Annotated in this window: 25 protein-coding genes; 19 read left to right on the top strand and 6 right to left on the bottom strand. The window is 43.9% G+C overall.

Annotation, left to right across the window (positions count from 1 at the left end; all coding sequences use genetic code 11):
- The first annotated feature begins 1 nt into the window (after nucleotide 1).
- From glmM to F0145_RS15620, 4 genes are all read left to right on the top strand, one after another.
- On the top strand, nucleotides 2–1,387 hold the full coding sequence (gene glmM, locus F0145_RS15605) for a phosphoglucosamine mutase (protein ID WP_150089561.1): 1,386 nt from the start codon (nucleotides 2–4) through the stop codon (nucleotides 1,385–1,387).
- Between the two features lie 150 nt (nucleotides 1,388–1,537).
- Nucleotides 1,538–2,680, top strand: a complete 1,143-nt coding sequence (locus F0145_RS15610; RefSeq protein ID WP_150089563.1) for a cysteine desulfurase family protein — start codon at nucleotides 1,538–1,540, stop codon at nucleotides 2,678–2,680.
- 93 nt (nucleotides 2,681–2,773) lie between these two features.
- The gene (locus F0145_RS15615) at nucleotides 2,774–3,730 is read left to right on the top strand and encodes an L-threonylcarbamoyladenylate synthase (protein WP_150089565.1); all 957 of its coding nucleotides are present in this window, start codon (nucleotides 2,774–2,776) and stop codon (nucleotides 3,728–3,730) included.
- Nucleotides 3,731–3,847: 117 nt separating this feature from the next.
- Nucleotides 3,848–4,429 carry an LOG family protein gene (locus F0145_RS15620; protein ID WP_150089567.1) on the top strand — a complete coding sequence of 194 codons (582 nt, stop codon included), beginning with the start codon at nucleotides 3,848–3,850 and terminating at the stop codon, nucleotides 4,427–4,429.
- 154 nt (nucleotides 4,430–4,583) lie between these two features.
- Here the strand turns inward: F0145_RS15620 and hemH are convergent, their stop codons facing one another.
- A complete protein-coding gene (hemH, locus tag F0145_RS15625) occupies nucleotides 4,584–5,612 on the bottom strand; it encodes a ferrochelatase (protein WP_150089569.1) in 1,029 nt (342 codons plus the stop codon).
- 226 nt (nucleotides 5,613–5,838) lie between these two features.
- Here hemH and era point away from each other — a divergent pair, with 226 nt between their 5' ends.
- The 7 genes from era to F0145_RS15660 all read left to right on the top strand — a co-directional run bounded on the left by era (nucleotide 5,839) and on the right by F0145_RS15660 (nucleotide 10,100).
- Complete coding sequence (era, locus tag F0145_RS15630; RefSeq protein WP_150089571.1) at nucleotides 5,839–6,732, top strand: GTPase Era; 894 nt, start codon at nucleotides 5,839–5,841, stop codon at nucleotides 6,730–6,732.
- Nucleotides 6,733–6,775: 43 nt separating this feature from the next.
- Nucleotides 6,776–7,009 carry a DUF433 domain-containing protein gene (locus tag F0145_RS15635; RefSeq protein ID WP_150089573.1) on the top strand — a complete coding sequence of 78 codons (234 nt, stop codon included), beginning with the start codon at nucleotides 6,776–6,778 and terminating at the stop codon, nucleotides 7,007–7,009.
- Between the two features lie 3 nt (nucleotides 7,010–7,012).
- On the top strand, nucleotides 7,013–7,354 hold the full coding sequence (locus F0145_RS15640; protein WP_150089575.1) for a DUF5615 family PIN-like protein: 342 nt from the start codon (nucleotides 7,013–7,015) through the stop codon (nucleotides 7,352–7,354).
- 215 nt (nucleotides 7,355–7,569) lie between these two features.
- Entirely contained in the window at nucleotides 7,570–8,883 is a 1,314-nt protein-coding gene (der, locus tag F0145_RS15645) for a ribosome biogenesis GTPase Der (protein WP_150089577.1), read from the top strand.
- A gap of 46 nt (nucleotides 8,884–8,929) precedes the next feature.
- The gene (locus F0145_RS15650; protein WP_150089579.1) at nucleotides 8,930–9,151 is read left to right on the top strand and encodes a hypothetical protein; all 222 of its coding nucleotides are present in this window, start codon (nucleotides 8,930–8,932) and stop codon (nucleotides 9,149–9,151) included.
- Between the two features lie 195 nt (nucleotides 9,152–9,346).
- Entirely contained in the window at nucleotides 9,347–9,544 is a 198-nt protein-coding gene (locus tag F0145_RS26250; protein WP_190277567.1) for a hypothetical protein, read from the top strand.
- 343 nt (nucleotides 9,545–9,887) lie between these two features.
- Nucleotides 9,888–10,100 carry a hypothetical protein gene (locus F0145_RS15660; RefSeq protein WP_150089581.1) on the top strand — a complete coding sequence of 71 codons (213 nt, stop codon included), beginning with the start codon at nucleotides 9,888–9,890 and terminating at the stop codon, nucleotides 10,098–10,100.
- Between the two features lie 105 nt (nucleotides 10,101–10,205).
- On the opposite strand, the gene F0145_RS15665 is transcribed toward F0145_RS15660, so the two are convergent.
- The 4 genes from F0145_RS15665 to F0145_RS15680 all read right to left on the bottom strand — a co-directional run bounded on the left by F0145_RS15665 (nucleotide 10,206) and on the right by F0145_RS15680 (nucleotide 13,059).
- Nucleotides 10,206–10,775 carry a hypothetical protein gene (locus tag F0145_RS15665; protein ID WP_150089583.1) on the bottom strand — a complete coding sequence of 190 codons (570 nt, stop codon included), beginning with the start codon at nucleotides 10,773–10,775 and terminating at the stop codon, nucleotides 10,206–10,208.
- 188 nt (nucleotides 10,776–10,963) lie between these two features.
- Entirely contained in the window at nucleotides 10,964–11,770 is an 807-nt protein-coding gene (murQ, locus tag F0145_RS15670; RefSeq protein ID WP_150089585.1) for an N-acetylmuramic acid 6-phosphate etherase, read from the bottom strand.
- Between the two features lie 105 nt (nucleotides 11,771–11,875).
- The gene (locus F0145_RS15675; protein WP_150089587.1) at nucleotides 11,876–12,730 is read right to left on the bottom strand and encodes an N-acetylglucosamine kinase; all 855 of its coding nucleotides are present in this window, start codon (nucleotides 12,728–12,730) and stop codon (nucleotides 11,876–11,878) included.
- A gap of 86 nt (nucleotides 12,731–12,816) precedes the next feature.
- Entirely contained in the window at nucleotides 12,817–13,059 is a 243-nt protein-coding gene (locus tag F0145_RS15680) for a cytochrome b5 domain-containing protein (protein WP_150089589.1), read from the bottom strand.
- Between the two features lie 117 nt (nucleotides 13,060–13,176).
- Between F0145_RS15680 and F0145_RS15685 the strand changes: the two genes are divergently transcribed.
- Nucleotides 13,177–13,638, top strand: a complete 462-nt coding sequence (locus F0145_RS15685; protein WP_150089591.1) for a hypothetical protein — start codon at nucleotides 13,177–13,179, stop codon at nucleotides 13,636–13,638.
- 14 nt (nucleotides 13,639–13,652) lie between these two features.
- On the opposite strand, the gene F0145_RS15690 is transcribed toward F0145_RS15685, so the two are convergent.
- Complete coding sequence (locus F0145_RS15690; protein WP_150089593.1) at nucleotides 13,653–14,804, bottom strand: formimidoylglutamase; 1,152 nt, start codon at nucleotides 14,802–14,804, stop codon at nucleotides 13,653–13,655.
- 173 nt (nucleotides 14,805–14,977) lie between these two features.
- Here F0145_RS15690 and F0145_RS15695 point away from each other — a divergent pair, with 173 nt between their 5' ends.
- The 7 genes from F0145_RS15695 (at nucleotide 14,978) to F0145_RS15725 (ending at nucleotide 23,561) form a co-directional block, all read left to right on the top strand.
- Nucleotides 14,978–16,735, top strand: coding sequence for an AMP-dependent synthetase/ligase (locus F0145_RS15695; protein ID WP_150089595.1), 1,758 nt, complete (start codon nucleotides 14,978–14,980; stop codon nucleotides 16,733–16,735).
- Nucleotides 16,736–16,756: 21 nt separating this feature from the next.
- Entirely contained in the window at nucleotides 16,757–18,106 is a 1,350-nt protein-coding gene (locus F0145_RS15700; protein WP_150089597.1) for a GntP family permease, read from the top strand.
- 131 nt (nucleotides 18,107–18,237) lie between these two features.
- Nucleotides 18,238–18,738 carry a MarR family winged helix-turn-helix transcriptional regulator gene (locus tag F0145_RS15705; RefSeq protein ID WP_150089599.1) on the top strand — a complete coding sequence of 167 codons (501 nt, stop codon included), beginning with the start codon at nucleotides 18,238–18,240 and terminating at the stop codon, nucleotides 18,736–18,738.
- Nucleotides 18,739–18,826: 88 nt separating this feature from the next.
- A complete protein-coding gene (locus F0145_RS15710) occupies nucleotides 18,827–21,229 on the top strand; it encodes a 3-hydroxyacyl-CoA dehydrogenase/enoyl-CoA hydratase family protein (protein WP_150089601.1) in 2,403 nt (800 codons plus the stop codon).
- A gap of 261 nt (nucleotides 21,230–21,490) precedes the next feature.
- Nucleotides 21,491–21,787 (top strand): GIY-YIG nuclease family protein, encoded by a 297-nt coding sequence (locus tag F0145_RS15715; RefSeq protein ID WP_150089603.1) that lies wholly within the window; start codon nucleotides 21,491–21,493, stop codon nucleotides 21,785–21,787.
- 198 nt (nucleotides 21,788–21,985) lie between these two features.
- Nucleotides 21,986–23,164, top strand: a complete 1,179-nt coding sequence (locus tag F0145_RS15720) for a thiolase family protein (RefSeq protein WP_150089605.1) — start codon at nucleotides 21,986–21,988, stop codon at nucleotides 23,162–23,164.
- Nucleotides 23,165–23,192: 28 nt separating this feature from the next.
- Nucleotides 23,193–23,561: a four helix bundle protein gene (locus tag F0145_RS15725; RefSeq protein ID WP_150089607.1), complete on the top strand. Its 369-nt coding sequence runs from the start codon at nucleotides 23,193–23,195 to the stop codon at nucleotides 23,559–23,561.
- The last annotated feature ends 27 nt before the right edge of the window (nucleotides 23,562–23,588 follow it).

Here is a 23,588-nt window from a genome sequence, read left to right on the forward strand (position 1 = left end):
AGTGGCTTTAATAAAATCTATATCAGGCATACGCGGTACTATTGGCGGAAAAGCCGGCGAGGCATTAACCCCTTTGGATGTTGTGAAATTTACGGCGGCTTACGGCACCTGGATATTGCAGTCTAACCAAAACAGCACGGTGGTAGTAGGGCGCGATGCCCGTATTTCCGGCGACATGATTAATAAGCTGGTTTGTGCTACCTTGCAGGGCCTGGGCATTAATGTAATTGACGTGGGTTTATCTACCACCCCCACTGTAGAAATGACCGTGCCCGCCGAGAATGCTGCCGGCGGTATAATTTTAACGGCCAGCCATAATCCCCGGCAATGGAATGCCTTAAAATTATTAAATAATAAAGGCGAATTTATTTCTGATTCGGAAGGTAAACTTTTGCTGCAACTAGCCGAACAAGAAGCTTTTGATTTTGCCCCGGTAAGTAAATTAGGTACGTATACCCAGAATCAAGATGCTATGCAGCGGCATATTAACGCCATCTTAGATTTACCGCTGGTAGATGTAGAAGCCATTAAAGCCCGGGATTTTAAAATAGTTATTGATGCGGTAAACTCTACGGGAGGCATTGCCGTGCCAATGTTATTGGAAGCCTTAGGCGTTACCCAAATAGAAAAGTTATATTGCGAACCGGATGGCAACTTCCCGCATAACCCGGAACCGTTACCCGAGAACCTCCACGAAATTTCTAAATTAATAGAAAAGGGCCGGTTTGATCTGGGTATTGTAGTAGATCCGGATGTAGACCGGCTAGCTTTAGTTTGCGAAGACGGCAGCATGTTTGGCGAAGAATATACCTTAGTGGCCGTGGCCGACTATGTACTGCAGCACACCAAAGGTAATACTGTTTCTAACTTATCGTCTACGCGGGCTTTGCGCGATGTAACCGAAAAAGCTGGTGGGAAATACGCCGCCGCGGCGGTAGGCGAGGTAAACGTAGTGAACATGATGAAAGAACAGCAGGCAGTAATTGGCGGCGAAGGTAACGGCGGCGTAATTTACCCGGAGTTACACTACGGCCGCGATGCCCTGGCGGGTATTGCCCTGTTCCTGACGCACCTGGCCAAGTCCGGATTAACTACCAGCCGTTTAAGAAATACTTATCCTAATTACTACATCTCTAAAAATAAGATAGAATTAACCCCCGATATAAACGTGGACGATGTGTTGGTGAAAGTGCAAAAGAAGTACGCCAAACAGCCCATTAATACCATTGACGGTGTTAAAATAGAGTTCAACAAAGAGTGGGTACATCTGCGGAAATCAAACACCGAGCCCATTATCCGGATTTATGCCGAATCGGATGCCATTGCCACCGCCGATCACTTAGCCAATAAAATTATTGCCGATATAAAAGAGATTATTAATAATTAAATCGAGTTAGGAGTTAAGCGTTAAATTAACTGCAAGTAAGAATATCGAATATTATAGAAATTTTACTTAGTAATCTTCTTATTCCTAATACTGTTCCTTATTACAATAAGAATAACTTTTAACTCATAACTCTCAACTTTTAACTAACATATGCAGGTTTATCTCGATAATGCTGCTACTACGCCCCTGGATAAAGAGGTGTTTGAAGCCATGGCGCCGTACCTACTGGAGCATTTCGGGAATCCGTCGTCTATTCATACCCACGGCCGGCAGGCTAGGTCTGCTATAGAAAAAGCCCGGAAAACCATTGCAAATTTATTAAATACATCGCCGGCCGAAATATTTTTTACTTCCGGTGGCACCGAAGCCGATAATGCGGCTATTTTTAGTACCGTGCGCAGTTTAGGTATAAAACACGCCATTAGTTCGCCGCTGGAACATCACGCGGTATTGCACTCTTTAGAGGCTTTGCAAAAAAATGGTGAACTGGAACTAACTTTTGTTGACCATAACGAAAAAGGCGGGCTAGACCTGGAGCACCTGGAGCAATTATTAGCCGAACGGCCCATAACGCTGGTTTCTATCATGCACGGCAACAACGAAATCGGGAATATCAACGATATTCAGGTTATTGGGGAAATCTGTAAAAAGTACGGGGCCATCTTTCATTCCGATACCGTGCAAACCATGGGACATTACCGCCACGATTTGCAGAAACTACCGGTTCATTTTATAGTGGGTTCGGCGCATAAATTTCACGGCCCCAAAGGAGTTGGATTTATTTACAGCAATGCCGGCGTTAAAGTAGCGCCGCTCATCCATGGCGGCGCGCAGGAACGTAACATGCGGGGCGGCACCGAAAATGTGTACGGTATTATTGGTTTGGCCAAAGCCCTGGAAATTGCTCACCGCGACATGGCCGAACAGCAAAAATATATTCAGGGCTTGAAAAACCGGTTAATTTCTAAATTACTAGAAAATGTACCGGATGTGCAGTTTAATGGTTACTCGGCCGAAGGTGATAAAAGCTTGTATACCGTTTTAAACGTGAGTTTGCCGCCTTCATCCATCAACGAAATGCTGCTTTTTAATCTCGATATAAATAAAATATCGGTTTCGGGCGGCAGCGCCTGTACCAGCGGCTCTAATATTGGCTCGCACGTATTACAAGCCATTGGTTCCGACCCGGATCGTGGCGCTATTCGGTTTTCGATGAGCAAATATAATACCCCCGAAGAAATAGATTACGTAGTAGAAAAACTGGCAAAAACGTATAAAAAGGTAACTGGTTAATAACTAGTTAGCGTATAAGCAAGCCTGTTCTTAACCCGGACAGGCTTTTTCATTTTTAATTTATTATGCAGCCTTGTGGCACATCTTAATTTTATGGCAAATATAGGTACGGATATTAGTAGAGCGGCGGAATTACTAAGCCAAGGAGAACTGGTAGCTATTCCGACTGAAACAGTTTATGGTTTGGCAGCAAATGCTTATACCGAAGCCGCTGTTTTAAAAATATTTGAAGCAAAGAACCGACCTTCTTTTGATCCGCTGATTGTTCATACCCACAGCATCCAAAACTTTACCCAAATAGCCACCAATATTCCGGATTTAGCCTACCGCTTAGCCGAAGCTTTTATGCCGGGGCCGCTGACGCTAATATTGCCCCGAGCTGCTCAGGTACCATTTCTGGTAACTTCAGGCCATGATTCGGTGGGGGTACGTATTCCCAATCATGCGCTTACGCTAAGTCTGTTAAAAGAATTGCCTTTTCCGGTAGCTGCGCCCAGTGCCAATCCGTTTGGGTACGTAAGCCCGACCACCGCCCAGCATGTAAACCAGCAATTAGGCAATAGAATTCCTTATATTCTGGATGGTGGGGCTTGCCAGGTAGGCATCGAATCTACCATTATTAGCTTTGCCGATGGCGAACCCGAAATATTGCGCTTGGGTGGTTTGGCCTTAGAAGAAATTGAAAAAGTATTAGGCAAACCAATCCTGCGGGTAAAAACCTCTAGTTCTAACCCGCAGGCACCGGGTATGCTCAGCAGCCATTATGCCCCGCGCAAAAAAGTTATGCTGGGCAATATTAACCAGTTGCTGCAAACCCATGAACCAGGTAAAGTAGGTATTCTTTCTTTTTCCGAAACTTTTGCCCAGGTACCACCGGCGCAGCAGGTACAATTATCGGTTACCGGTGATGTATACGAAGCCGCCCGTAACCTTTTTTCCGGACTCCGGTATCTGGATGCGCAACCAGTAGACTTAATTTTAGCGGAGTTGGTACCAGAAAATGGTCTGGGCCGAGCCGTAAACGATCGGTTACGCCGCGCTGCTTTTTAACTTTAAGGCGAGAAGTTGAATATTTTAGTTATCAATGTAAATATTTAGGAGTAACCCTAAATCTTAATTTGCTTATAAGGTCTATTGCCGAAGAGAAATATTACAGCTATTTAAAACATGAAAAGTATTGCGGTATTTTGTGGGGCGAATAATGGAAATAACCCGGTGTATGCGGTGGCAGCAAAAGCTTTTGGCCAATTACTGGCCCGGGAATCTATAACGCTGGTTTTTGGCGGCGGCAAAGTAGGGCTAATGGGCGTTATCGCCGATAGTGTGCTGGCCGCGGGCGGTTCTGCCATTGGGGTTATTCCGCAAAGCCTGGTAGCCCGGGAGGTAGCCCACAATAACCTGACACAGTTGCACGTGGTAGAAACCATGCACGAACGCAAAGCTTTAATGGCTAGCCTATCGGATGGATTTGTAGCTATGCCCGGTGGCCTGGGAACTTTTGATGAGATATGCGAAATTATTACCTGGAACCAGTTGGGAATTCTGGTAAAACCCTGTGCTTTCTTGAATATTAATAGCTATTTTAATCCGTTGCTCCAAATGTTTGATACCTGCGTAGCCGAAGGTTTTCTGCGGCAGGAGCGCCGCGATAGCCTGATTGTGGAAGAAGACGGCGCAGCATTATTAAAAAAGCTTCGGCAATATGAGCCCCTGATTACCGACAAATGGACGGACCTGAAAAAGATCTAAATTCAAAATTTTGTTGCCGGTTTTAACGCCAAATATCCTTTCTTGCTTGGCTCCGACGATGAAAACGATTGGTCGGATATATTTAACAATTAAAGCAGCAAACTTCGGGTAAAACAAATGCGGCGGGTTTTACCCGCCGCAAATCTATACCTGTTTAATTCCGGAGTACCATTTGCTTTACCGCTTCTACCCACATCGGATGCGTGTTCAGGCTTTCCACCAATTGCCAGTGCTCGCCGCCGGCCTGTTCAAACAGCTCTTTAAATTCCTGGCCCACTTCAATGGTGGTTTCGAGGCAATCGGCCACAAAAGCCGGGCTATAGGCCAGCACGTTTTTAATGCCTCTGCCTGGTAAATCTTTTAATATTTCGTCGGTGTAAGGTTTCAACCACGGGTCCTTTCCTAACCGCGACTGAAAAGCAACGGTATATTGGTCTTCGGCTAGACCTAATTCTTTGGCCAGCAACCGAGAGGTTTCGAAACACTGCGCCCGGTAACAGTAGCGGTTTAATTTGTGGTAAGTGTTACAACAGGTACCCAGTTTGCAATAATTTCGGGTGCTGCCTTTTAAAATATGTCGCTCGGGTAAGCCATGGTAACTAAAAACTACGTGGTCGTACTTTCTGGCTTCTAAATGTTTGCGGCCAATCTCGGCAAAAGCTTTAATAAATAAAGGATCGTCGCAGAAAGTGCTGATGAAGTTAATGCTGGGTACAATCCACCAATCTTTTACAATTTCCATTACCATGTCGTGCGAAGTACCGGTAGAAGCCGAGGCATATTGCGGATAAAGCGGCAGCACAATAATGCGTTCTACCTGCTGGTTGCGAAGTTCGTCTAAAGCACTTTTAATGCTGGGGCTTTGGTAGCGCATACCCAAGGTTACCAGGTAGCGGTCGCCGAGTTCTTTTTGCAATAAATCGCGCAGGTCGTGGCCGTAGTATAAAAGCGGCGAGCCGCGGTCGTCCCATAATTGTTTGTAAACTTTTGCCGATTTTGGTGCCCGAAACGGGGCAATAATGCCATTTATTAAAATATAGCGCTGCACGGCCGGTATATCAATTACCCGTTTATCCATTAAAAATTCGCGCAAATATTTACGCACATCCGGAGTTTCGGGGGTGTCGGGAGTACCCAGATTTATTAATAAAACGCCAATTTTTCCGAGCGAGGAAGTAGCCATAATTAACTTTAAAATAAGAATGCAAAGATAAACAGGTTTGGGGCAAATTTAGTTTTGTACGATTTTTAATCTCCTGTTGGCTTAGCTAATAACGGGTATTTGCCTCTGAATAAAAATCTTCTGCCTAAAACCGGTTAAAATATTGTACTTTTGCAGCCCAATACAAAACAGGAAATTTATTTTCTGAGTATTATATTTTTTAGGCCTGATAAATTTTACTTCTTTCATGAGCGAAAAACCACATAAAGCCGGCTTTGTCAGCATCATCGGGAAACCGAACGTGGGTAAATCCACGCTCATGAACGTGATGGTGGGCGAGCGGCTTTCTATTATTACCTCTAAAGCCCAAACCACGCGCCACCGCATAATGGGTATTCTAAACGGCGACGATTTTCAGGTTGTTTATTCCGATACACCCGGTATTATTCAGCCTAAGTACGAGCTGCACCAATCTATGATGCGGTTTGTGCACATGAGCCTGGAAGATGCCGATGTTATTTTGTTTGTAACCGATATTTACGAAAAGCACGACGAAGAAGAAATAGTGCAGCGGTTGCAGAAAACCAACGTGCCTATTTTGCTGCTCATTAATAAAATAGACCAGGCCAGCCAGGACGATGTGCTGCTGAAGATAGAATACTGGAAAGATAAATTGCCGGCGAAAGAAATAATGCCTATTTCGGCGTTGGAAAGAAAAGGTACCGACAAAATATTTGAACTAATTCTGCAAAACTTGCCGGAGCACCCTCCTTATTACGACAAAGATGAACTAACCGACAAGCCCGAGCGTTTTTTTGCGGCCGAGATGATCCGGGAAAAAATATTCCTGCTCTACAAAAAAGAAGTGCCCTATAGCTGCGAAGTGGTGGTAGAAGAATTTAAAGAAGAAGACACCATTATCCGGATGCGGGCCGATATTAACGTAGAGCGGAAAAGCCAGAAAGGCATTATTATCGGGCACCAGGGCGAAATGCTGAAAAAAGTAGGAACGCTGGCCCGCAAAGACATGGAAACATTTTTTGGCAAAAAGGTACACCTGGAATTGTATGTGCGGGTAAACGAAAACTGGCGCACCAGCCCCAAAGCCCTAAACCGGTTTGGTTATAATAGCAGCGAGTAAATAATTTCGCTAAGCTGTAAGTAGCAGCGTTTAAAAGAAGATAATGGAATATATAGCTGATCGGATTACCATAGATGCCGCTGTTTGTAATGGCAAGCCTACTATTAGGGGTAAACGGATTACTGTGCAAACTATTCTTGAGTTTTTAGGAAGCGGCGAAACAGTAGAAGAAATTTTACATCAGTACCCTACTTTGGAGCGGGAAGATATTACCGCGGCTTTAAAGTTTGCGAGCGAGTTGATGAACCGTAATTATATATTAAAAACAGTAGCATAGGGCATGGCTCAATTTTTAGTTGATGCTAATTTGCCTTATTATTTTTCTTTGTGGCATAATGAACAGTTCATTCATCAGATAGATTTAGGAGACTCCTGGACGGATGAACAAATTTGGCAATATGCCAAAGAAAATAATTTAACAATTATTACAAAGGATGCTGATTTTTCTAACCGAATATTGTTAAAAGAACCACCTCCCAAGGTAATTCACATGCGCATTGGTAATCTAAAAATGCGAGACTTCTTTTTACTGATTACAAAGGTTTGGGAACAGATAGAAGTATTAAACAAAGATTATAAACTAGTTAATGTTTTTCAGGATAGGCTTGAAGGAATAAATTAAATTTTCAGGTTGTAACTGGCCATATTAAAAATATTACCCGGCGAACGGAAGGGGATAAATTAGCGTTCTGAATTAATATTTAGTTCTTCTCTTAAATAAGAGAAAAATAAGATAGCCGGAGGCTGAAAAGCTGAGGCAAAAGTTAAATAAATTTCTAAATCTTTTTCGGATACCCGGACGCAACTAAACCGGGCTGAAAAAACAAATTAAAGTTAATGGCAAATATTGTAGCTATTGTTGGCCGGCCTAACGTCGGTAAGTCAACGCTTTTTAACCGCCTGGTAGGTGAGCGGAAAGCTATTATGGATAACGTGAGCGGCGTAACCCGCGACCGTCATTATGGTTATGGCGAGTGGTGTGGTAAATTTTATACCGTAATTGATACCGGCGGTTATGTGCACGGCTCCGACGATATATTTGAAGGCGAAATCCGGAAACAAGTAGAACTGGCTATAAAAGAAGCTACTGTAATATTGTTTATGGTAGATGTGGATGCCGGCTTAACCGGACTGGACGAAGAGTTTGCGGATGTTTTGCGCCGCACCGATAAACCCGTTTTTATTATCGCGAATAAAGCCGATACCAATTTGCGGGCGCACTTAGCCGGCGAGTTTTACGCGTTGGGCCTCGGCGATAACATATTCCCCATTTCATCGGCTAATGGCTCTGGTACCGGCGATTTACTCGACGAAGTAGTTAAACATTTCCAGACCGAAGATCCGGAAAACCCCGACGAAGGAATTCCGAAAATTGCAGTGTTAGGCCGCCCCAATGTAGGTAAGTCGTCGTTTGTAAATTTATTGTTGGGCGAAGAACGAAATATTGTAACGGATGTGGCCGGTACTACCCGCGATTCTATTCACTCGCGGTACAATGCATTCGGCAACGAATTTATCATTATCGATACCGCCGGTTTGCGCCGTAAAGCCAAAGTACACGAAGATATTGAGTTTTATTCGGTACTGCGTTCTATCCGGGCTTTAGAAGAATCGGATATTTGTATTGTAATGATAGATGCCACGCGCGGCCTGGAAGCCCAGGATGTAAATATTATTGGCCTAGCCGATAAAAACCGGAAAGGCATTGTAATATTGGTAAATAAATGGGACCTGATCGAAAACAAGGCCACCAATACCATGAAAGAAATAGAAGAGCAGATCCGGGAAAAGCTGGCACCTATGACCTATATGCCCATTATTTTTACATCGGTATTAACCAAGCAGCGGGTGCATAAAGCCATCGAAACGGCCGTGCAGGTATACCAGAATAAAACCCAGAAAATACCTACTTCTAAGCTGAATGATGTTATTTTAAAAGAAATTGAAGCTTATCCGCCGCCGGCTATAAAAGGTAAATTCGTAAAAATTAAATACGTTACCCAATTGCCCACGCATAATCCTACGTTTGCTTTTTTTTGTAACTTGCCCCAATATATTCGCGAGAGCTATACCCGGTTTTTAGAAAATAAAATCCGGAAGCACTTTGGTTTCGAAGGTGTGCCCATTAATGTGATTTACCGGAAAAAATAATAAGCCCAAAAAATCAGCCTTAACTTTGGTATCAGCGCTTATGCTTATGAAAGCAAAAATATTAACCAGCCTCTTATTAGCTAGTTTTTTTTTAAGTATGGCCTGTAATTCGCGTAAAATAGATAATGATACGTACATGTCGGAGCCGGGCGGGGCTGTCCAAGAGGCTTCTGCAACCGACCAGGCCGAAACCATTGCGGCCATTAACGATACGACCAGGGTTATAATTTTGGGCGATTCGGTAAAACCGGATAGCAGTGGATTGTAAGTTTTTAGGAAATTAATTTATTTATAAAAGAGGCTGACCACAAGTTGGCCTTTTTTTGTATTTATTGATTTTCAGGAATTTGTTAAAGAAATATGCTTGCTGGTTTAAACCAAAAATAATATATATCGTTTAACCAAAATATTATTATTTTTTGCATTGTAGAAATAATATAGTATGCACTTAAACCTAAATATTATGAAAAAACTATTTTTAATGATGCTGGCTACCGGCTTGTTTAGTTTTGGTACCATCTCTTGCGATTCTCCTAAAGAAAATGCGGCTGAAGAACAAGCTGAAGCGGCGGAAGATGCCGCCGATGATGCTGATATGCCGGCTGCGGAAGAGGCCGCTGAAGAAGCGGAAGATAGCATTGATGCAGCTGATCCGCAATAAAAAATATTAAGCTAAAGCTTAAAACTTAAAAGCGCTGGCCAGACTTCTGGCCGGCGCTTTTGTTTTTATCTAAGGCATAATATTCAGGTTTGATAAAAATATAAACAGATGCTCTTGGGTGATTAACGGGCTTCTGGAAAATATTAAACAATAACAGATCAATTGGTTGAAGTGCTGGATAATAGCCGCATGTTTTACAGTTTACCAGGCATTTAATGCCAATTTTTAAATATTAAACCAAGTAACCTTTGCTTTAAACTTAAAGTAGAAAACCATTATAATCTGAATTAGAATAATGGCCAAGCATTTTATTTTATTGGGCCGTAACTTAAACGCTAAAGCTATGAAAAAGATATTTTTAATGATGCTTACTGCCGGCTTATTTAGCTTTGGCTTAGGGTCTTGCGATTCGAGGCAGGAAAGTGGAGACCAAGAGCAGATTGAAGCAACCGAAGATGAAGCCGAAGATGCCGGAGCGGTAGACATGGAAGACCCGGATATGGAAGACGAAGCGGACGAAGCCCACGACAGCAACGATAAAAATGACCCGCGTTAATATTTAAGAGAAATTAAAACCAGAAGCGCCGCCCAATTATTTAGGTTAATTGGGCGGCGCTCTTGGTTTTAAAAGGTTGGAACTTTGCGTAAGTAACCTCTAAAATTATAAACCTAGTCGTTTCTGAATTAAATTACTTACTCTGTTAAAAAGCAGGCGGGGTTCCAGGGTGCGCCAATTCAGGTGCTCCAGCGTTCCGCCAAAATTAATGTAATAATCTAAATTAAACTGTTTCATTTCTTCCAGCACAAAATCCTGAAAGCAGATAGCGGCAATCCAGCCGTCTTCTACGTCTTCAAACCATTCTTCGTAGTAAGAATCGTCGGAACCATGAAAATTAAAAACGTTTTCGCCAATTAAAATAAAATGCGAAATACCTTCCTGCACCATCGGGTCGATGATGTTGCGTTTCAGGTGCATAATATCGTTGTGCAGCGTGTCGTTCCACTCGCCAATAAATTCTATCACGCCAAAACCCAAATCATAATCTACAAATAATATTTTCAGAAACAGGGTTTCCGATTCAATATCGTCCCATTGCGGATGAATATAATACCCGTAAATAGTATGGGTAAATTCCATCAGGTTATTTTCGGCTCCATAAAGCGGCGAGCGCGGATCTTCAGAAGCGCTGTATTGATCTATCCAGTTGTAAAAGGGCTCTATGGTATGCATATAAAGTCCGGTATTAAATTAAAGTAAAAGATTGTTCTTCATACTTACATACAAAAAAGAGGTTGTGCCGGATTTCCGGAATTATAGATTATCTGCTTTTTATGGCGGCGCTTTATATAACAGTTTTTGGGGTTTTAGCTTTAAAATTAGCTTACCAGAATTAGAGCTATAACTTTTAGGCAAGTAGGCTAATTACCTGTATAATTATCAATGGCTCCCCGCACACTGCCGTATTGTTGTAATAATTTTTCGGCTTCGGCTTCGCTTACGGGTATTTCTTCCATTACCATCCGGATGGCCCGGTGTACCAGTTTATGATTCGAAAGCTGCATATCTACCATTTTATTGCCTTTCACGTGGCCCAACTGAATCATGGTGGCGGTGGTAAGCATGTTTAGCGCCAGTTTCTGGCCGGTACCGGCTTTCATGCGGGTGCTGCCGGTAACAAACTCCGGACCGGTAATTACTTCTACCGGGTAATCGGCTACCTGGGCTACTTTAGAACCGGCATTACAAACAATGCAGCCGGTAGCAATGCCCGCTGCCTTGCATTTTTCCAGGCCGCCAATTACGTAAGGCGTGCGACCCGAAGCCGCAATACCCACCACAATATCGTTGGCATTAATCTGATGCTGTTCTAAATCTTTCCAGGCTTGTTCGTAGTCGTCTTCGGCAAATTCAACGGCTTTCCGGATGGCGGTATCGCCGCCGGCAATTATACCTACTACCAGGCCGTGTGGTACACCGTAAGTGGGCGGACATTCCGAGGCATCTACAATACCCAAGCGGCCGCTGGTACCAGCACCAATGTAAAATAACCGGCCACCTTTTTGCATCCGCTCTACTACAGCTTGCACCAGCGCTTCCAGTTGCGGAATAGCTTTTTCTACGGCCAGCGGTACGGTTTTATCTTCCTGGTTAATATTTACCAGCAGTTCATTTACCGTCATGTGCTCCAGGTTATTAAAATGCGAACTGGTTTCGGTGGTACTCATAAGATGGAATGGATTTTAGTAAAAGGTATCATGTATCTGGACAAAAGTAAAAAGAATACTTTGGAGAATTTCTGCTTTAAACTACCCGGTAAAACCTGGCAGTAATTAAATATTACCGGCTGCTTCCTGGTGGTAAAGCGCCAAACCCGCAATAGGACTTTGTAGCACCCGGCCTACCTGAATATTTTGGCTTTTGGCTGTTTTGCGTAAAATATCGGCAAAGTAAAAAGCAACGGAACCAACAAAATGCGTGGGCAAAGCCTGGTAATTAGGGTATTTGCAAACTGTAAGCCGAAAGAAATCCAGAAAATTCTGGTGCAGCAAATCTGCGATAAACGGGTGGCGCTGCCGGCCTTGTAAGAAATGGGCAAAAGAGGCTACATAACGGTTAGGAAACGGCTCGTTGTAAATGTGGTGCAATATTTCGGCTTGGGTTTGCGGATATTGTTTCCGGAAAGCTTCCTGTAAATCCGAAGGTAATTCGTTGTTTAAGTACAGGTTTAATAATTTTTTACCAATGTAGCTGCCGCTGCCTTCGTTGCCCAAGGTAAAACCCAGACAGGGCATTTGGGCCGTAATATTTTGGCCATCGTAAAGGCAAGAGTTAGAACCGGTACCCAATATACAGGCAATCCCCGCTGAATGGCCGCAAGTACCCCGGGCAGCCGCCACTACATCGCTCATTACTTGTACCTGGCTGTGCGGGAATACGGTTAAAATAGCACCGGCTACCAGGCTGCACTTGGCTTCGGTGCTGCACCCGGCACCGTAAAAGTAAATATGCGTAGGTTGGTTCCCGCCAAGTTGGGGCAGCAAGTTTTCTAACAGTTCCGTCTGAATATTTTCTGCCGTCTGGTAATTGGGGTTAAAGCCTACGGTAGTGGCCTGGGCAATTTTTCCGTTGGGCAAAAGCAGGCGCCAATCTGTTTTAGTCGAGCCACTATCGGCAATTAAAATCATCGTTTACGTTTATCATCCGCAGGCAATCATCCACGGCCTTTATTTAAATATTTATTTAAATTGTTTTTAAGGGCAATAAGAGATAGTTACTTTAATAGGCCAATCACTTCAAATTTATCGAAAACATATTCGTCGTGCGGCGCATCCTTTAACTCCTCGGTTAAGTCCTGACCGGCCCAGTGTTCGTAATGGTTGCCGCGGCTCCACAAGCGCGATTTTCTAACATCGTATATCTGGCCTTTGTAGGCAATCCAAATTTCATCGCGATCCTGGCCGTTACGCAAGGCCAACTGGTTTTTAGTGTATTCTGGTAGTACTTTATCTTTCATCCGGTATAAATCCGTGAATATTTATTTTGTTAAAGCAATTCTGGTTTAAATTAATCCTGTTGACCTCATGCAACCAAATACAAAAATAAGGGTCGTATCAGTAAACTTAACCTAATTATGAGCGCAAAAATATACGGCTGGTATCTGGTATGTATAAATTTAATCTTTTTACTAAGCAGTTGCGATTTGGTTACCTGCGTGGAACCTGGTATGAAAACTAACCCGACGGAAAAAGCGCAACAGCAGTTTTTAGGCGAATGGCAATGGGATAAAACTTATTACGGCTGGGGCGGCTGGAAAACACCGGCCCAGATGGGCTACTCTGAAACTATCTCTTTTGGGGCTAATAATATTTATAAGAAATTTCGCAATGGCTTAGTAGTAGAAGAAGCTCCTTACAGAATAGTTAAAATAAAAAGCGCTGAACCGGCCCGGGATTCTGTTTTTGTTTTTTACCTAAACAGTCAAAGTACGGGGCAACCACTATTCTTAATTAATGGCGATACGCTGCACACCCGGATTTTTGAAGTCTGTAATGATTGTCCGGAGGAATATTATATTCGTAAAAAAGTAAATTAATTAAATTAAAATAATTACGCCATACGGCCCTGCGTTAAAATCCAGCGGTTGGGTACTTCGCCTTTAGAGGCGGCCAAATAGTCGTCGTAGCTGCAAGGCACAATTTTAATATTTTTATCGCCGCTCAGGCCTTCTACTTCCATCCACCATTTATCCGAAACCTTGCTTTTGTAAAAGGTCATTTTGTTGGGATTATCGTGGAAGGCAATGGCGTAGCGAACAAATTTTTTGCCCGTAAAGTCGGTTTCGTTTTTGCGGTGGTAAAAGCCTTCTACAAAATACCAAATCATTACTGCCAGCGTCATCGCTGTTAAGCCGTGGTGGTCATTTTCGGGGTAATATTCGTATAGGCCAAAAGAACTTAAACCATCGTTCTGGCCGGCGTACCAGCAAATCTGACAAGCTTCTTCGCCGGTTAAACCAAACGGATTGCCACCGGTGCTGTTGGGTGCCGCTTGGGCATTTATAGCCGAAATATCGAAACTAATTAAATCGGCCTGCCTGATTACCGGTTCTACCAGTTGCATATTATGATGAATTTCGCCGACGCGCACCGTTTCAAAATGCAGTTTTTCCAGGGTGGCAATAACCTCGGGTTCTACCAAATAAGACTGATAACCAACCTGGCTTAAACTAAAAAGATAATTGGGTTCGTGCATTAAAATGCGGTGCAGGTGGCGCTTGTTGTGGTGCGGTACGGCGGCGCTTTCCTGCATATCAATGCAACTATCTACCGTTACCAGGTTTACCGCTTTTTCCAGGTTTTCGTAGGCCAGAAATTGCCCGAAATCGAGGTCGTGGCTGCCTCCGATAATAATTGGTAAGGTGTTGTGCGTTATTAAGTTTTCGGCAATTTCTTTTATCCGCAGATACGTGTCTTCTAAAGTTATGCCCGGCAGCAGGTTGCCTAAATCCACAATTTTGTAAGCGCCGGAGCCTTTTTTTAGGTTATAAAGCTTGCGTCGTACTTCGTTGGCCGGGTGTACGGCAGAATTTTCCTGAGCGCTGCCCCTAAATTCGTTAACCCCAATAATAGCCATATCTGCGGAGCGCCAATCCGGAAATTTATGACTAAACAAGCTAACCGCACTCCCTACCGATTTCGGGTCTGTGGTAAAGGCATCGGCAAAATCACGCAGGGGTTCAAAAAAAATAGATAAGTTCATAAAAGGGCGCCAGGAAGAAAATCAAAATTAATAATTTTTAAGGACCAGCGCAGAATCAGAAACAAATTTGCCAAATTTCTAAAGCCAAGGTAAATGTTATGCGTAGTATTAATAATTTTTTGAGAAAAAAGTCTTTTATTTAATCCGGTAAAAATTAGCGCCTTCCGATAAACATGGAAATAAAAAGAGTATTTGACATTTTACCTTACCAGTTGCAGCAGTACCCGCAGGAAGATTGTTTGGTGGCTAAAATTAGAGGCCAATGGGAAAAACAGAATACGCAGGAAGTTATTAATACCGTAAACCTTTTTAGTTTAGGTTTACTTAAATCGGGTATTCAGAAAAACGATAAAATTGCTATTGTTTCGCTGAATCGCCCGGAATGGCTCATTGCCGACCACGGCATTCAGCAGGTAGGCGCCATAAGTGTGCCCATGTACCCGACTATTACCATCGAAGATTACCGCTATATTTTCCGGGATGCCGATGTGAAAATGATATTTGTATCGGGCAACTCGTTGTATAACAAAGTAATAGCCGCCACCGCCGATTTAGAAGGCATTCAGGAAATTTATACGTTTGATGAAGTACCCGGTGCCCGGAACTGGCGCGAATTACTGGCCCTGGCCGACCCGCAGGAAGTTCCGCAACTGGAGCCCATTAAAGCTACTATTAAACCCGAAGATTTATTTACCATTATTTATACTTCGGGCACTACCGGCAACCCCAAAGGCGTAATGCTGACGCACAATAACTTAATTAGCAATGTGAAGTCGTGCAAACCTTACGTGCCCGTAAATAATAACCACTTGGCTTTAAGCTTTTTACCGCTTTGCCATATTTACGAGCGCATGCTTACCGCTTTGTATATTTCGGAGGGCGTTTCTATTTACTTTGCCGAGGGCATGGAAACCATTGCCGAGAATTTAAAAGAAATAAAGCCTCATGTTTTTTCGACGGTGCCACGCCTGCTGGAAAAAGTTTACGATAAAATTGTAAGCAAAGGCATGGACCTGACCGGTGTAAAACGCAGCTTGTTTTTCTGGGCTTTAAACTTAGGGTTGCAATACGATAACCAGAACCGTACGCCCTGGTACAATGCGCAATTGGCTATAGCAAATAAATTAATATTTAATAAATGGCGCGAAGCGTTGGGCGGCAACGTCATTGCTATTGTATCGGGCGGAGCCGCTTTGCAGCCGCGCCTGGCCCGCGTTTTCTGGGCAGCCCAAATTAGGGTGATGGAAGGTTACGGCCTCACCGAAACATCGCCGGTAATTGCGGTAAACCGCCATAACCCCGACGAAAACGTAATTGGTACGGTTGGCCCTTTGGTAGATGATGTAGAAGTAAAAATTGCCCCGGACGGTGAAATATTAACCCGTGGTCCGCACATTATGCAAGGCTATTACAATCGGCCCGACCTGACCGCCGAGGTAATTGATGCGGAAGGCTATTTTCATACCGGCGACATAGGCGAATTTGTACAGGGCAAATACCTGAAAATTACCGACCGCAAAAAAGAAATGTTTAAGACTTCCGGCGGTAAATATATTGCTCCGCAGATGATCGAAAACCGGCTGAAAGAATCGCTGCTGATTGAGCAGGCTATGGTAGTAGGCGAAGGACAGAAGTTTCCGTCGGCGTTAATTGTGCCGTCGTTTAGCGGCTTACAGGATTGGTGCAAAATTCACGACATTGCCTATACCACCAACACCGAAATGATAGAGCACCCGGAAGTGCTGAGTAAATATAAAAAAGAAGTAGCCAAATTTAACGAACAATTTGCGCAGTGGGAGCAAATTAAAAAGTTTAAGCTGGTGCCTAATGGCTGGACCGTAGAAAGCGGCGAGTTAACGCCATCGCTTAAACTAAAGCGTAAAATTATTTACAGCAACTACCGCGATTTAATCGAAGGCTTATATAAATAATAGCTGCAAAGCCTGTAAACCATGGTAGAAGGACCTTTGTTGCTGCTCATAATCGGGCTGGCGGTTGTATTTATTGTATTAAGCACTTCGGTATTTAAAATTCATCCGTTCCTGGCGTTGCTGCTGGCCTGCTTTGGCGTGGGTATAGCCGTACGAATGCCTTTGGCCGATATAGGTACAACCATTGCTGCTGGCTTCGGCTCTTTAATGGGTTCTATTGGGTTGGTAGTAGTATTGGGCAGCATTATTGGCGTGGCGCTGGAACGTTCGGGAGCGGCTTTGCGCATTGCCGATGCCGTATTGAACTTAGTAGGACCAACTAAGCCGGCTTTGGCTATGTCGGTGATTGGGTTAATCGTAGGTATTCCGGTTTTCTGCGATTCGGGTTTTATTTTGTTATCGGGCATTAACCGGGCGCTGGCGCAGCGCAGCAAACTGGCCAATGGCTCGCTTACTATTGCCTTGGCATCGGGCTTGTACACGTCGCATACCCTTATTCCACCCACCCCCGGCCCGATTGCAGCGGCGGGTAACCTGGGAGCTTCGGAGCATTTAGGAACAGTAATATTAGTAGGCCTGGCTATTTCTATACCGGTGGTGCTGGTTGCTTATATTTATGCCATAGTTGCCGCAAAAAAGTTAGGTACTATACCAACAACAAGTGTAGTACCGGAAGCTACATCTGAAACAGAATCCATACCGGGTTTATTAAAATCATTAGCGCCTATTCTGGTGCCAATTCTGTTGATTTCGCTGGCTTCGGTAACCAATATTTTGGCAATATCACCGGCTATAGCTGCTGCGCTTAATTTTTTAGGTTCGCCGCTCATTGCTTTACTTTTTGGCGTTGGGCTGAGTATCTTTTTATTGCCTCATTGGCATGCTAGTGCTTTTTCCGGGTGGGTATCCGAAGGTATTTTGCAGGCCGGTCCTATTTTAATATTAACTGGTGCGGGTGGCGCCTTCGGCGCTTTGCTAAAAGCTACGCCAGTGGCGGCTTTGGTGGGCGAATGGTTAAGCAATAATGCTGCTTCCGGCAGTTTTTTATTAGTAATCAGTTTTATTATTGCCGCTTTACTTAAAACTTCGCAGGGTTCTACTACCTCGGCTTTGGTTATTACCTCTTCTATGCTAGCACCACTTTTAACCACTATTGGCTTCGATACCGGACTGGAACTTAGTTTGTTGGTGGCAGCTATTGGGGCCGGCGCGATGGTGGTTTCGCACGCCAACGATTCGTACTTCTGGGTGATTACCCAGTTTAGTGGCCTCACGGTAAAAGAAGCTTACCAAGGTTTTACGATAGTGACTTTTTTACAAGGTTTAACCGCCCTGGTTTGTGTTTTATTGGTTTATTACCTGTTTTGTTAAAGCAGATAAACAGCAGTTTTTAATAATATTAGGCTTAGAATTTTTTGCAGAAAAAATATTAAGAACTAGTATGCAAGCATAACAATTTTTTGTATTTTTAGTAAACCTTAAAAAAGCAAACGTGCTTACTTATGAAACCTGAAGAAACGGTAGATTATAATGTTAAGGTCTGCTGGCACGCTATTTCCCGGATGTATAACACCGAAGCGGCTCAGTTTGATATCACTACTTCCATTGGGTTTGTATTGCTCAATATTAATCCGCAGGAAGGCACCCCGGCCACCAAAATTGCTCCCTTGTTAGGCCTCGAAGCCCGCAGCCTCACCCGTATTTTAAAAAGTATGGAAGAAAAAGGCCTGATTTGTAAAAAGGCAGATTCTCAGGATAAACGATCGGTCCGGATTTTATTAACCGAAAAAGGCCTCGAAAAAAGAGAAATATCCCGGCAAACGGTGCGGCATTTTAACCAGAAGGTCCGGGAAAAAATACCGGCCAAAGAACTTACTACCTTCTTTAAAGTTATCTCGCGCATCAACCGCATGATCGACAATAAAGAAATTTATGAACCGCTCAACCACAAAGGCCAGAAAGAAGATACAACAGTAGAAACTAAAAGAATGGAGAAAGCCTAAGGAAAAACTATTACAAACACAAAAGCGAAATTATGAAGGCAGATAAAAATTAGCCTTCAGTTTAATATTCTGATACTAACGCCAGCTAATGAAGAGATTTATTAAAAAAGTTGCCGTATTGGGTTCGGGGGTAATGGGCTCCCGTATTGCCTGCCACTTTGCCAATATTGGTGTACAGGTATTATTGCTCGATATTCCGCCCAAAGAATTAGCCCCCGAAGAAGCAGAACGCGGTTTAACCCTGGATAGTCCGGCCGTAAAAAACCGGATTGTGAATAGCTCCTTACAAGCGGCTATCGGTGCTAACCCTTCGCCACTTTATAAAAAATCGGCGGCCAGTTTTATTACCACCGGCAACTTCACCGATAATTTAAAAGATATTTCTACCTGCGACTGGATTATTGAAGTTGTAGTAGAAAACCTGAAAATAAAGCAATCTTTGTTTCAGCAGGTAGAAGAATATCGCAAGCCGGGCACCCTCATTACCTCCAACACTTCCGGTATTCCTATTCACCTGATGGCTAGCGGCCGCTCCGACGATTTCCGGAAACATTTCTGTGGCACGCACTTTTTTAACCCGCCCCGCTACCTGAAGTTACTCGAAATCATTCCAACGCCCGAAACCGACCCTGAAGTAGTAAAATTTTTGCTGCACTACGGCGATTTATACCTGGGCAAAACCACGGTGCTGGCCAAGGATACGCCGGCCTTTATTGCCAACCGGGTAGGAATATTTGGTATCATGGATGCTTTTAACCAAATGCAACGCCTGGGCCTAACCATCGATGAAGTAGATCGCATCACTGGTCCGGTTATTGGCCGGCCAAAATCCGCCACCTTCCGCACGTTAGATGTGGTTGGCTTGGATACGCTGGCCAAAGTGGCCCAAGGACTGTACCAAACCGGCACCCACGACGAGGCCCGCGAATTATTTCAGTTGCCGCCTTACGTGCAGCAAATGCTCGATAAAGGTTGGCTCGGCGATAAATCGAAGCAAGGCTTTTATAAGAAAACCAAAAATGGGCAGGGCGAAACTGAAATATTAACTTTAAATCTGAACTCGCTGGATTACGAACCCAAGCAAAAGGTAAGGTTTGCCAGTATGGAGCAGCTAAAGCCCATCGAAAGTTTAAAGCCCCGCTTGCAAGCCTTTTACAAAGCCTCTGATAAAGCAGGTGAATTTTTCCGGGCTACTGCCCACGGCTTGTTTCGGTACGTCTCTAACCGCATTCCCGAAATATCCGACGAATTATACCGCATTGACGATGCCTTACGCGCCGGCTTCGGCTGGGATTTAGGTCCGTTTGAGTTATGGGATACGTTGGGTGTAGCCGAAACTTTAAAGGCTATGGAAACCGAAGGCCAGAAGCCGGCTGCCTGGGTGTATGAAATGCTGGCAAGTGGCAATAATTCGTTCTACAAAGTAGAAAAGGGCCAAAAGTTGTATTACGATATCCCTACCAAAGCTTATAAAACAATACCGGGCACCAAAAGCTTTATTATTCTGGATAATTACCGCGCAAGTAACGTCGTCTGGAAAAATGCCGGTGCTACCTTGTTCGATATTGGCGATGGTATTCTGAACCTGGAGTTTCATACCAAGATGAATACCATGGGTGGCGAAGTGGCGCAAGGCCTGAACAAAGCCGTGGAAATTGCCGAGAAAGATTTCCGGGGTTTGGTGGTAGGCAATGATGCGCCTAATTTTTCGGCGGGCGCTAACCTGGCTTTACTGTACATGTATGCCCTGGATCAGGATTACGACGAAATAAACCTGATGATTCGGCAGTTTCAGAATACCATGATGCGGATGCGCTATAGTTCTATTCCGGTAGTAGCCGCGCCCCACGGTTTAACGCTGGGTGGAGGCTGCGAACTTTGCCTGCACGCCGATAAAGTACAAGCCGCGGCTGAATCGTATATTGGTTTGGTAGAATTTGGCGTGGGTTTAATACCGGCGGGTGGCGGCACCAAAGAAATGGTTTTAAGAACCGCCGATAGCTTCGAGGAAGGCGACCCGGAATACAACAGCCTGCGCAATACTTTTACCACTATTGCCATGGCCAAAGTTTCTACCTCGGCCCACGAAGCCTTCGATTACAAATTCCTGCGCCGCGGCGATGAAATTACCATCAACAACAATCGCTTAATATCCGAAGCCAAGCAGGCTGCGCTGGATTTAGCCGAAGCGGGTTATACCCAGCCCATTCCGCGCAAAGATATTAAAGTACTCGGCCGGGGCGCCTTGGGTATGTTTATTACGGGCGTGTACGCCATGTTCGACGGCAATTACATCTCGGAGCACGACCGAAAAATTGCGAATAAATTGGCTTACGTTATGTGCGGCGGCGATTTATCGGCACCCGCGTTGGTATCTGAGCAATATTTACTAGACCTGGAACGCGAAGCATTTTTGTCTTTAACCGGCGAACGCAAAACCCTGGAACGCATTAAAAGCATTTTAACGGGTGGTAAGCCATTGCGGAATTAGATTTGAGAGTTAGAAAAGTATGAATTAATATCTGTTACAAGGATAATGAGATTGTAGAAAAGCGGAAGAGATTAGGGGATAATATTTTAGAATAGTTTCATCAATATTCTTTCTGCTTATTCTGCTTGTAATAAGTGGGCTTTCTTTTTTAAGAAACTCCTTTTTCCTGTCATCCTGGAAGGAACTATTGGGAATTGGTAAGTACACTTACTATGAAGTAAGCACCTTCAAAATTAAAGCATAGGATATTTGTTTTCTGACATGTGGAACCGCAATTACTTCGTGTATATAACCACTAATCCTCGCAAAACTGTTTTCTATGTGGGTATGACCAATGATTTAGAAAGAAGAGTGGCCGAGCATAAAGAGAACCGGGGAAAGCCCGGAACATTTGCTGGTAAATATTACTGTTACAAACTAGTTTATTATGAAAGATATACACATATAAAACATGCGATTGAGCGGGAAAAGGAAATAAAATTAATCAGCAGGGAAGAAAAGGAGAAATTAATACAACGGGACAATCCTTTACTGCTGGAACTTATTATTCGGGTATAGTTTGAGTAGGTAATAACCAATTTTGCGAGAGAGGCTTTATCTAATCTACCCAATAGGTCCTTCCAGGATGACAGGGAAGTGGGCTAGTATCGCCAGTAAAACTGTTTAAAGAAAGTAAGCGCCTAATAGTTTGTAGAATTGAATGTTGTTAAAAAAAGTACTGAATAATCGAATTTCGAACATCGAATATCTAAAAATATGCAAAATGCCTATATCGTAGCCGGCTTTAGGTCGGCAGTAACAAAAGCCAACCGGGGCGGCTTCCGGTTTATGCGCCCCGATGATCTGGCAGCCGAAGTCATCAAGCATTTGCTGGCATCGGTACCGCAGTTAGACCCGGAGCGGGTAGAAGATTTAATTGTGGGAAACGCGGTGCCCGAAGCAGAGCAAGGATTACAAATGGGTCGGATGATAGCTTTGTTGTCGTTGCCCGTAAGTGTTTCGGGCATGACGGTGAACCGGTATTGTGGCTCGGGCATCGAAACCATTGCCATTGCCTGCAGTAAAATTGCCGCTGGTCAGTCCGATTGCATAATTGCGGGTGGTACCGAATCGATGTCGCTGGTGCCAACGGTGGGTTATAAAACGGTGCCCAACTACAACCTGGCGCAAAAGCATCCGGAATATTTCCTGAGCATGGGTTTAACTGCCGAAGCCGTAGCTAAAGATTATAATGTAACCCGCGAAGATCAGGATGAATTTGCTTTTAACTCCCATCAGAAAGCCATAAAAGCCATTCAGGCCGGGTTATTTCAGGAGCAGATTGTACCCATAACCGTGGAAGAAACCTACGTAGACGAAAGCGGCAAAAAGAAAACCCGCAGCTATACTGTAGATACCGACGAAGGCCCGCGGGCCGACACTTCCATCGAAAAATTAGCCAAACTAAAGCCAGTTTTTGCCCTAAATGGCACTGTAACAGCCGGTAATGCCTCCCAAACTTCTGATGGAGCCGCCTTTGTACTGGTCATGAGCGAACGTATGGTAAAAGAACTAAACCTGGAACCCATTGCCCGCCTGGTTTCCTATGGCACCGGCGGCGTAGACCCACGCATTATGGGCATGGGACCCATTGCCGCAGTACCCAAAGCTTTAGAAAAAGCCGGTCTGAAGCTTGATGATATTGATTTATTTGAAATAAACGAGGCTTTTGCAGCGCAAACCCTAGCAGTAATCCGGCACCTGGATATTCCGGAAGAAAAACTAAACGTAAGCGGTGGCGCAATAGCTACGGGTCACCCGCTGGGTTGTTCGGGCGCGAAACTCAGTATTCAGCAATGGCACGAACTTCGCCGGCGCAAACAAAAATACGGGTTGGTTACAGCTTGTGTGGGCGGCGGCCAAGGTGTGGCGGGAATTTATGAATTGTTGAGTTAGACGTTGGACGTAAGTAGCAGGTAATTGGATGCACAATTTTAAGGAACTTAGGGTTTGGCAAGAGGCAATGGAGTTGGCTAAAAATGTATATCTTATTTCTACCGGTTTTCCTACAGACGAAAAGTTTGGTTTAACTTCCCAAGTCAGGCGTGCTGCTATTTCAATACCTTCTAACATAGCGGAAGGTGCTGGAAGAAGTTCTGATAAAGAGTTTAATCATTTTTTAAGTATAGCACTTGGTTCAGCGTATGAACTCCAAACTCAAGTTTTATTAGCAGAATCTTTAGGATTTGTAGATAATCAGAAAATTGAGGCACTGTTAAAAGACATTGAACTTATACAGAAAAGACTCTTCTCATTCAAAAAGATATTAATTAACAAGATTGAGAAATCCTGATACCAAATACCTGATACCAAAATCTAA

This window comes from Adhaeribacter rhizoryzae (assembly GCF_008629685.1).
Lineage (GTDB): Bacteria > Bacteroidota > Bacteroidia > Cytophagales > Hymenobacteraceae > Adhaeribacter > Adhaeribacter rhizoryzae.

Excerpts from the sequence above, each read along its gene's own strand:
- F0145_RS15660 (WP_150089581.1), top strand. The coding sequence starts at position 9,888 with ATGAAAAAGATATTTTTAATGATGCTTACTGCCGGCTTATTTAGCTTT.
- F0145_RS26250 (WP_190277567.1), top strand. The coding sequence starts at position 9,347 with ATGAAAAAACTATTTTTAATGATGCTGGCTACCGGCTTGTTTAGTTTT.
- F0145_RS15615 (WP_150089565.1), top strand. The coding sequence starts at position 2,774 with ATGGCAAATATAGGTACGGATATTAGTAGAGCGGCGGAATTACTAAGC.
- murQ (WP_150089585.1), bottom strand. The coding sequence starts at position 11,770 with ATGAGTACCACCGAAACCAGTTCGCATTTTAATAACCTGGAGCACATG.
- F0145_RS15650 (WP_150089579.1), top strand. The coding sequence starts at position 8,930 with ATGAAAGCAAAAATATTAACCAGCCTCTTATTAGCTAGTTTTTTTTTA.
- F0145_RS15710 (WP_150089601.1), top strand. The coding sequence starts at position 18,827 with ATGAAGAGATTTATTAAAAAAGTTGCCGTATTGGGTTCGGGGGTAATG.
- F0145_RS15680 (WP_150089589.1), bottom strand. The coding sequence starts at position 13,059 with ATGAAAGATAAAGTACTACCAGAATACACTAAAAACCAGTTGGCCTTG.
- F0145_RS15635 (WP_150089573.1), top strand. The coding sequence starts at position 6,776 with ATGGAATATATAGCTGATCGGATTACCATAGATGCCGCTGTTTGTAAT.
- der (WP_150089577.1), top strand. The coding sequence starts at position 7,570 with ATGGCAAATATTGTAGCTATTGTTGGCCGGCCTAACGTCGGTAAGTCA.
- F0145_RS15665 (WP_150089583.1), bottom strand. The coding sequence starts at position 10,775 with ATGCATACCATAGAGCCCTTTTACAACTGGATAGATCAATACAGCGCT.
- F0145_RS15720 (WP_150089605.1), top strand. The coding sequence starts at position 21,986 with ATGCAAAATGCCTATATCGTAGCCGGCTTTAGGTCGGCAGTAACAAAA.
- F0145_RS15700 (WP_150089597.1), top strand. The coding sequence starts at position 16,757 with ATGGTAGAAGGACCTTTGTTGCTGCTCATAATCGGGCTGGCGGTTGTA.
- F0145_RS15675 (WP_150089587.1), bottom strand. The coding sequence starts at position 12,730 with ATGATTTTAATTGCCGATAGTGGCTCGACTAAAACAGATTGGCGCCTG.
- hemH (WP_150089569.1), bottom strand. The coding sequence starts at position 5,612 with ATGGCTACTTCCTCGCTCGGAAAAATTGGCGTTTTATTAATAAATCTG.
- F0145_RS15620 (WP_150089567.1), top strand. The coding sequence starts at position 3,848 with ATGAAAAGTATTGCGGTATTTTGTGGGGCGAATAATGGAAATAACCCG.
- F0145_RS15640 (WP_150089575.1), top strand. The coding sequence starts at position 7,013 with ATGGCTCAATTTTTAGTTGATGCTAATTTGCCTTATTATTTTTCTTTG.
- F0145_RS15715 (WP_150089603.1), top strand. The coding sequence starts at position 21,491 with ATGTGGAACCGCAATTACTTCGTGTATATAACCACTAATCCTCGCAAA.
- F0145_RS15685 (WP_150089591.1), top strand. The coding sequence starts at position 13,177 with ATGAGCGCAAAAATATACGGCTGGTATCTGGTATGTATAAATTTAATC.
- F0145_RS15610 (WP_150089563.1), top strand. The coding sequence starts at position 1,538 with ATGCAGGTTTATCTCGATAATGCTGCTACTACGCCCCTGGATAAAGAG.
- F0145_RS15705 (WP_150089599.1), top strand. The coding sequence starts at position 18,238 with ATGAAACCTGAAGAAACGGTAGATTATAATGTTAAGGTCTGCTGGCAC.
- F0145_RS15725 (WP_150089607.1), top strand. The coding sequence starts at position 23,193 with ATGCACAATTTTAAGGAACTTAGGGTTTGGCAAGAGGCAATGGAGTTG.
- F0145_RS15695 (WP_150089595.1), top strand. The coding sequence starts at position 14,978 with ATGGAAATAAAAAGAGTATTTGACATTTTACCTTACCAGTTGCAGCAG.
- F0145_RS15690 (WP_150089593.1), bottom strand. The coding sequence starts at position 14,804 with ATGAACTTATCTATTTTTTTTGAACCCCTGCGTGATTTTGCCGATGCC.
- era (WP_150089571.1), top strand. The coding sequence starts at position 5,839 with ATGAGCGAAAAACCACATAAAGCCGGCTTTGTCAGCATCATCGGGAAA.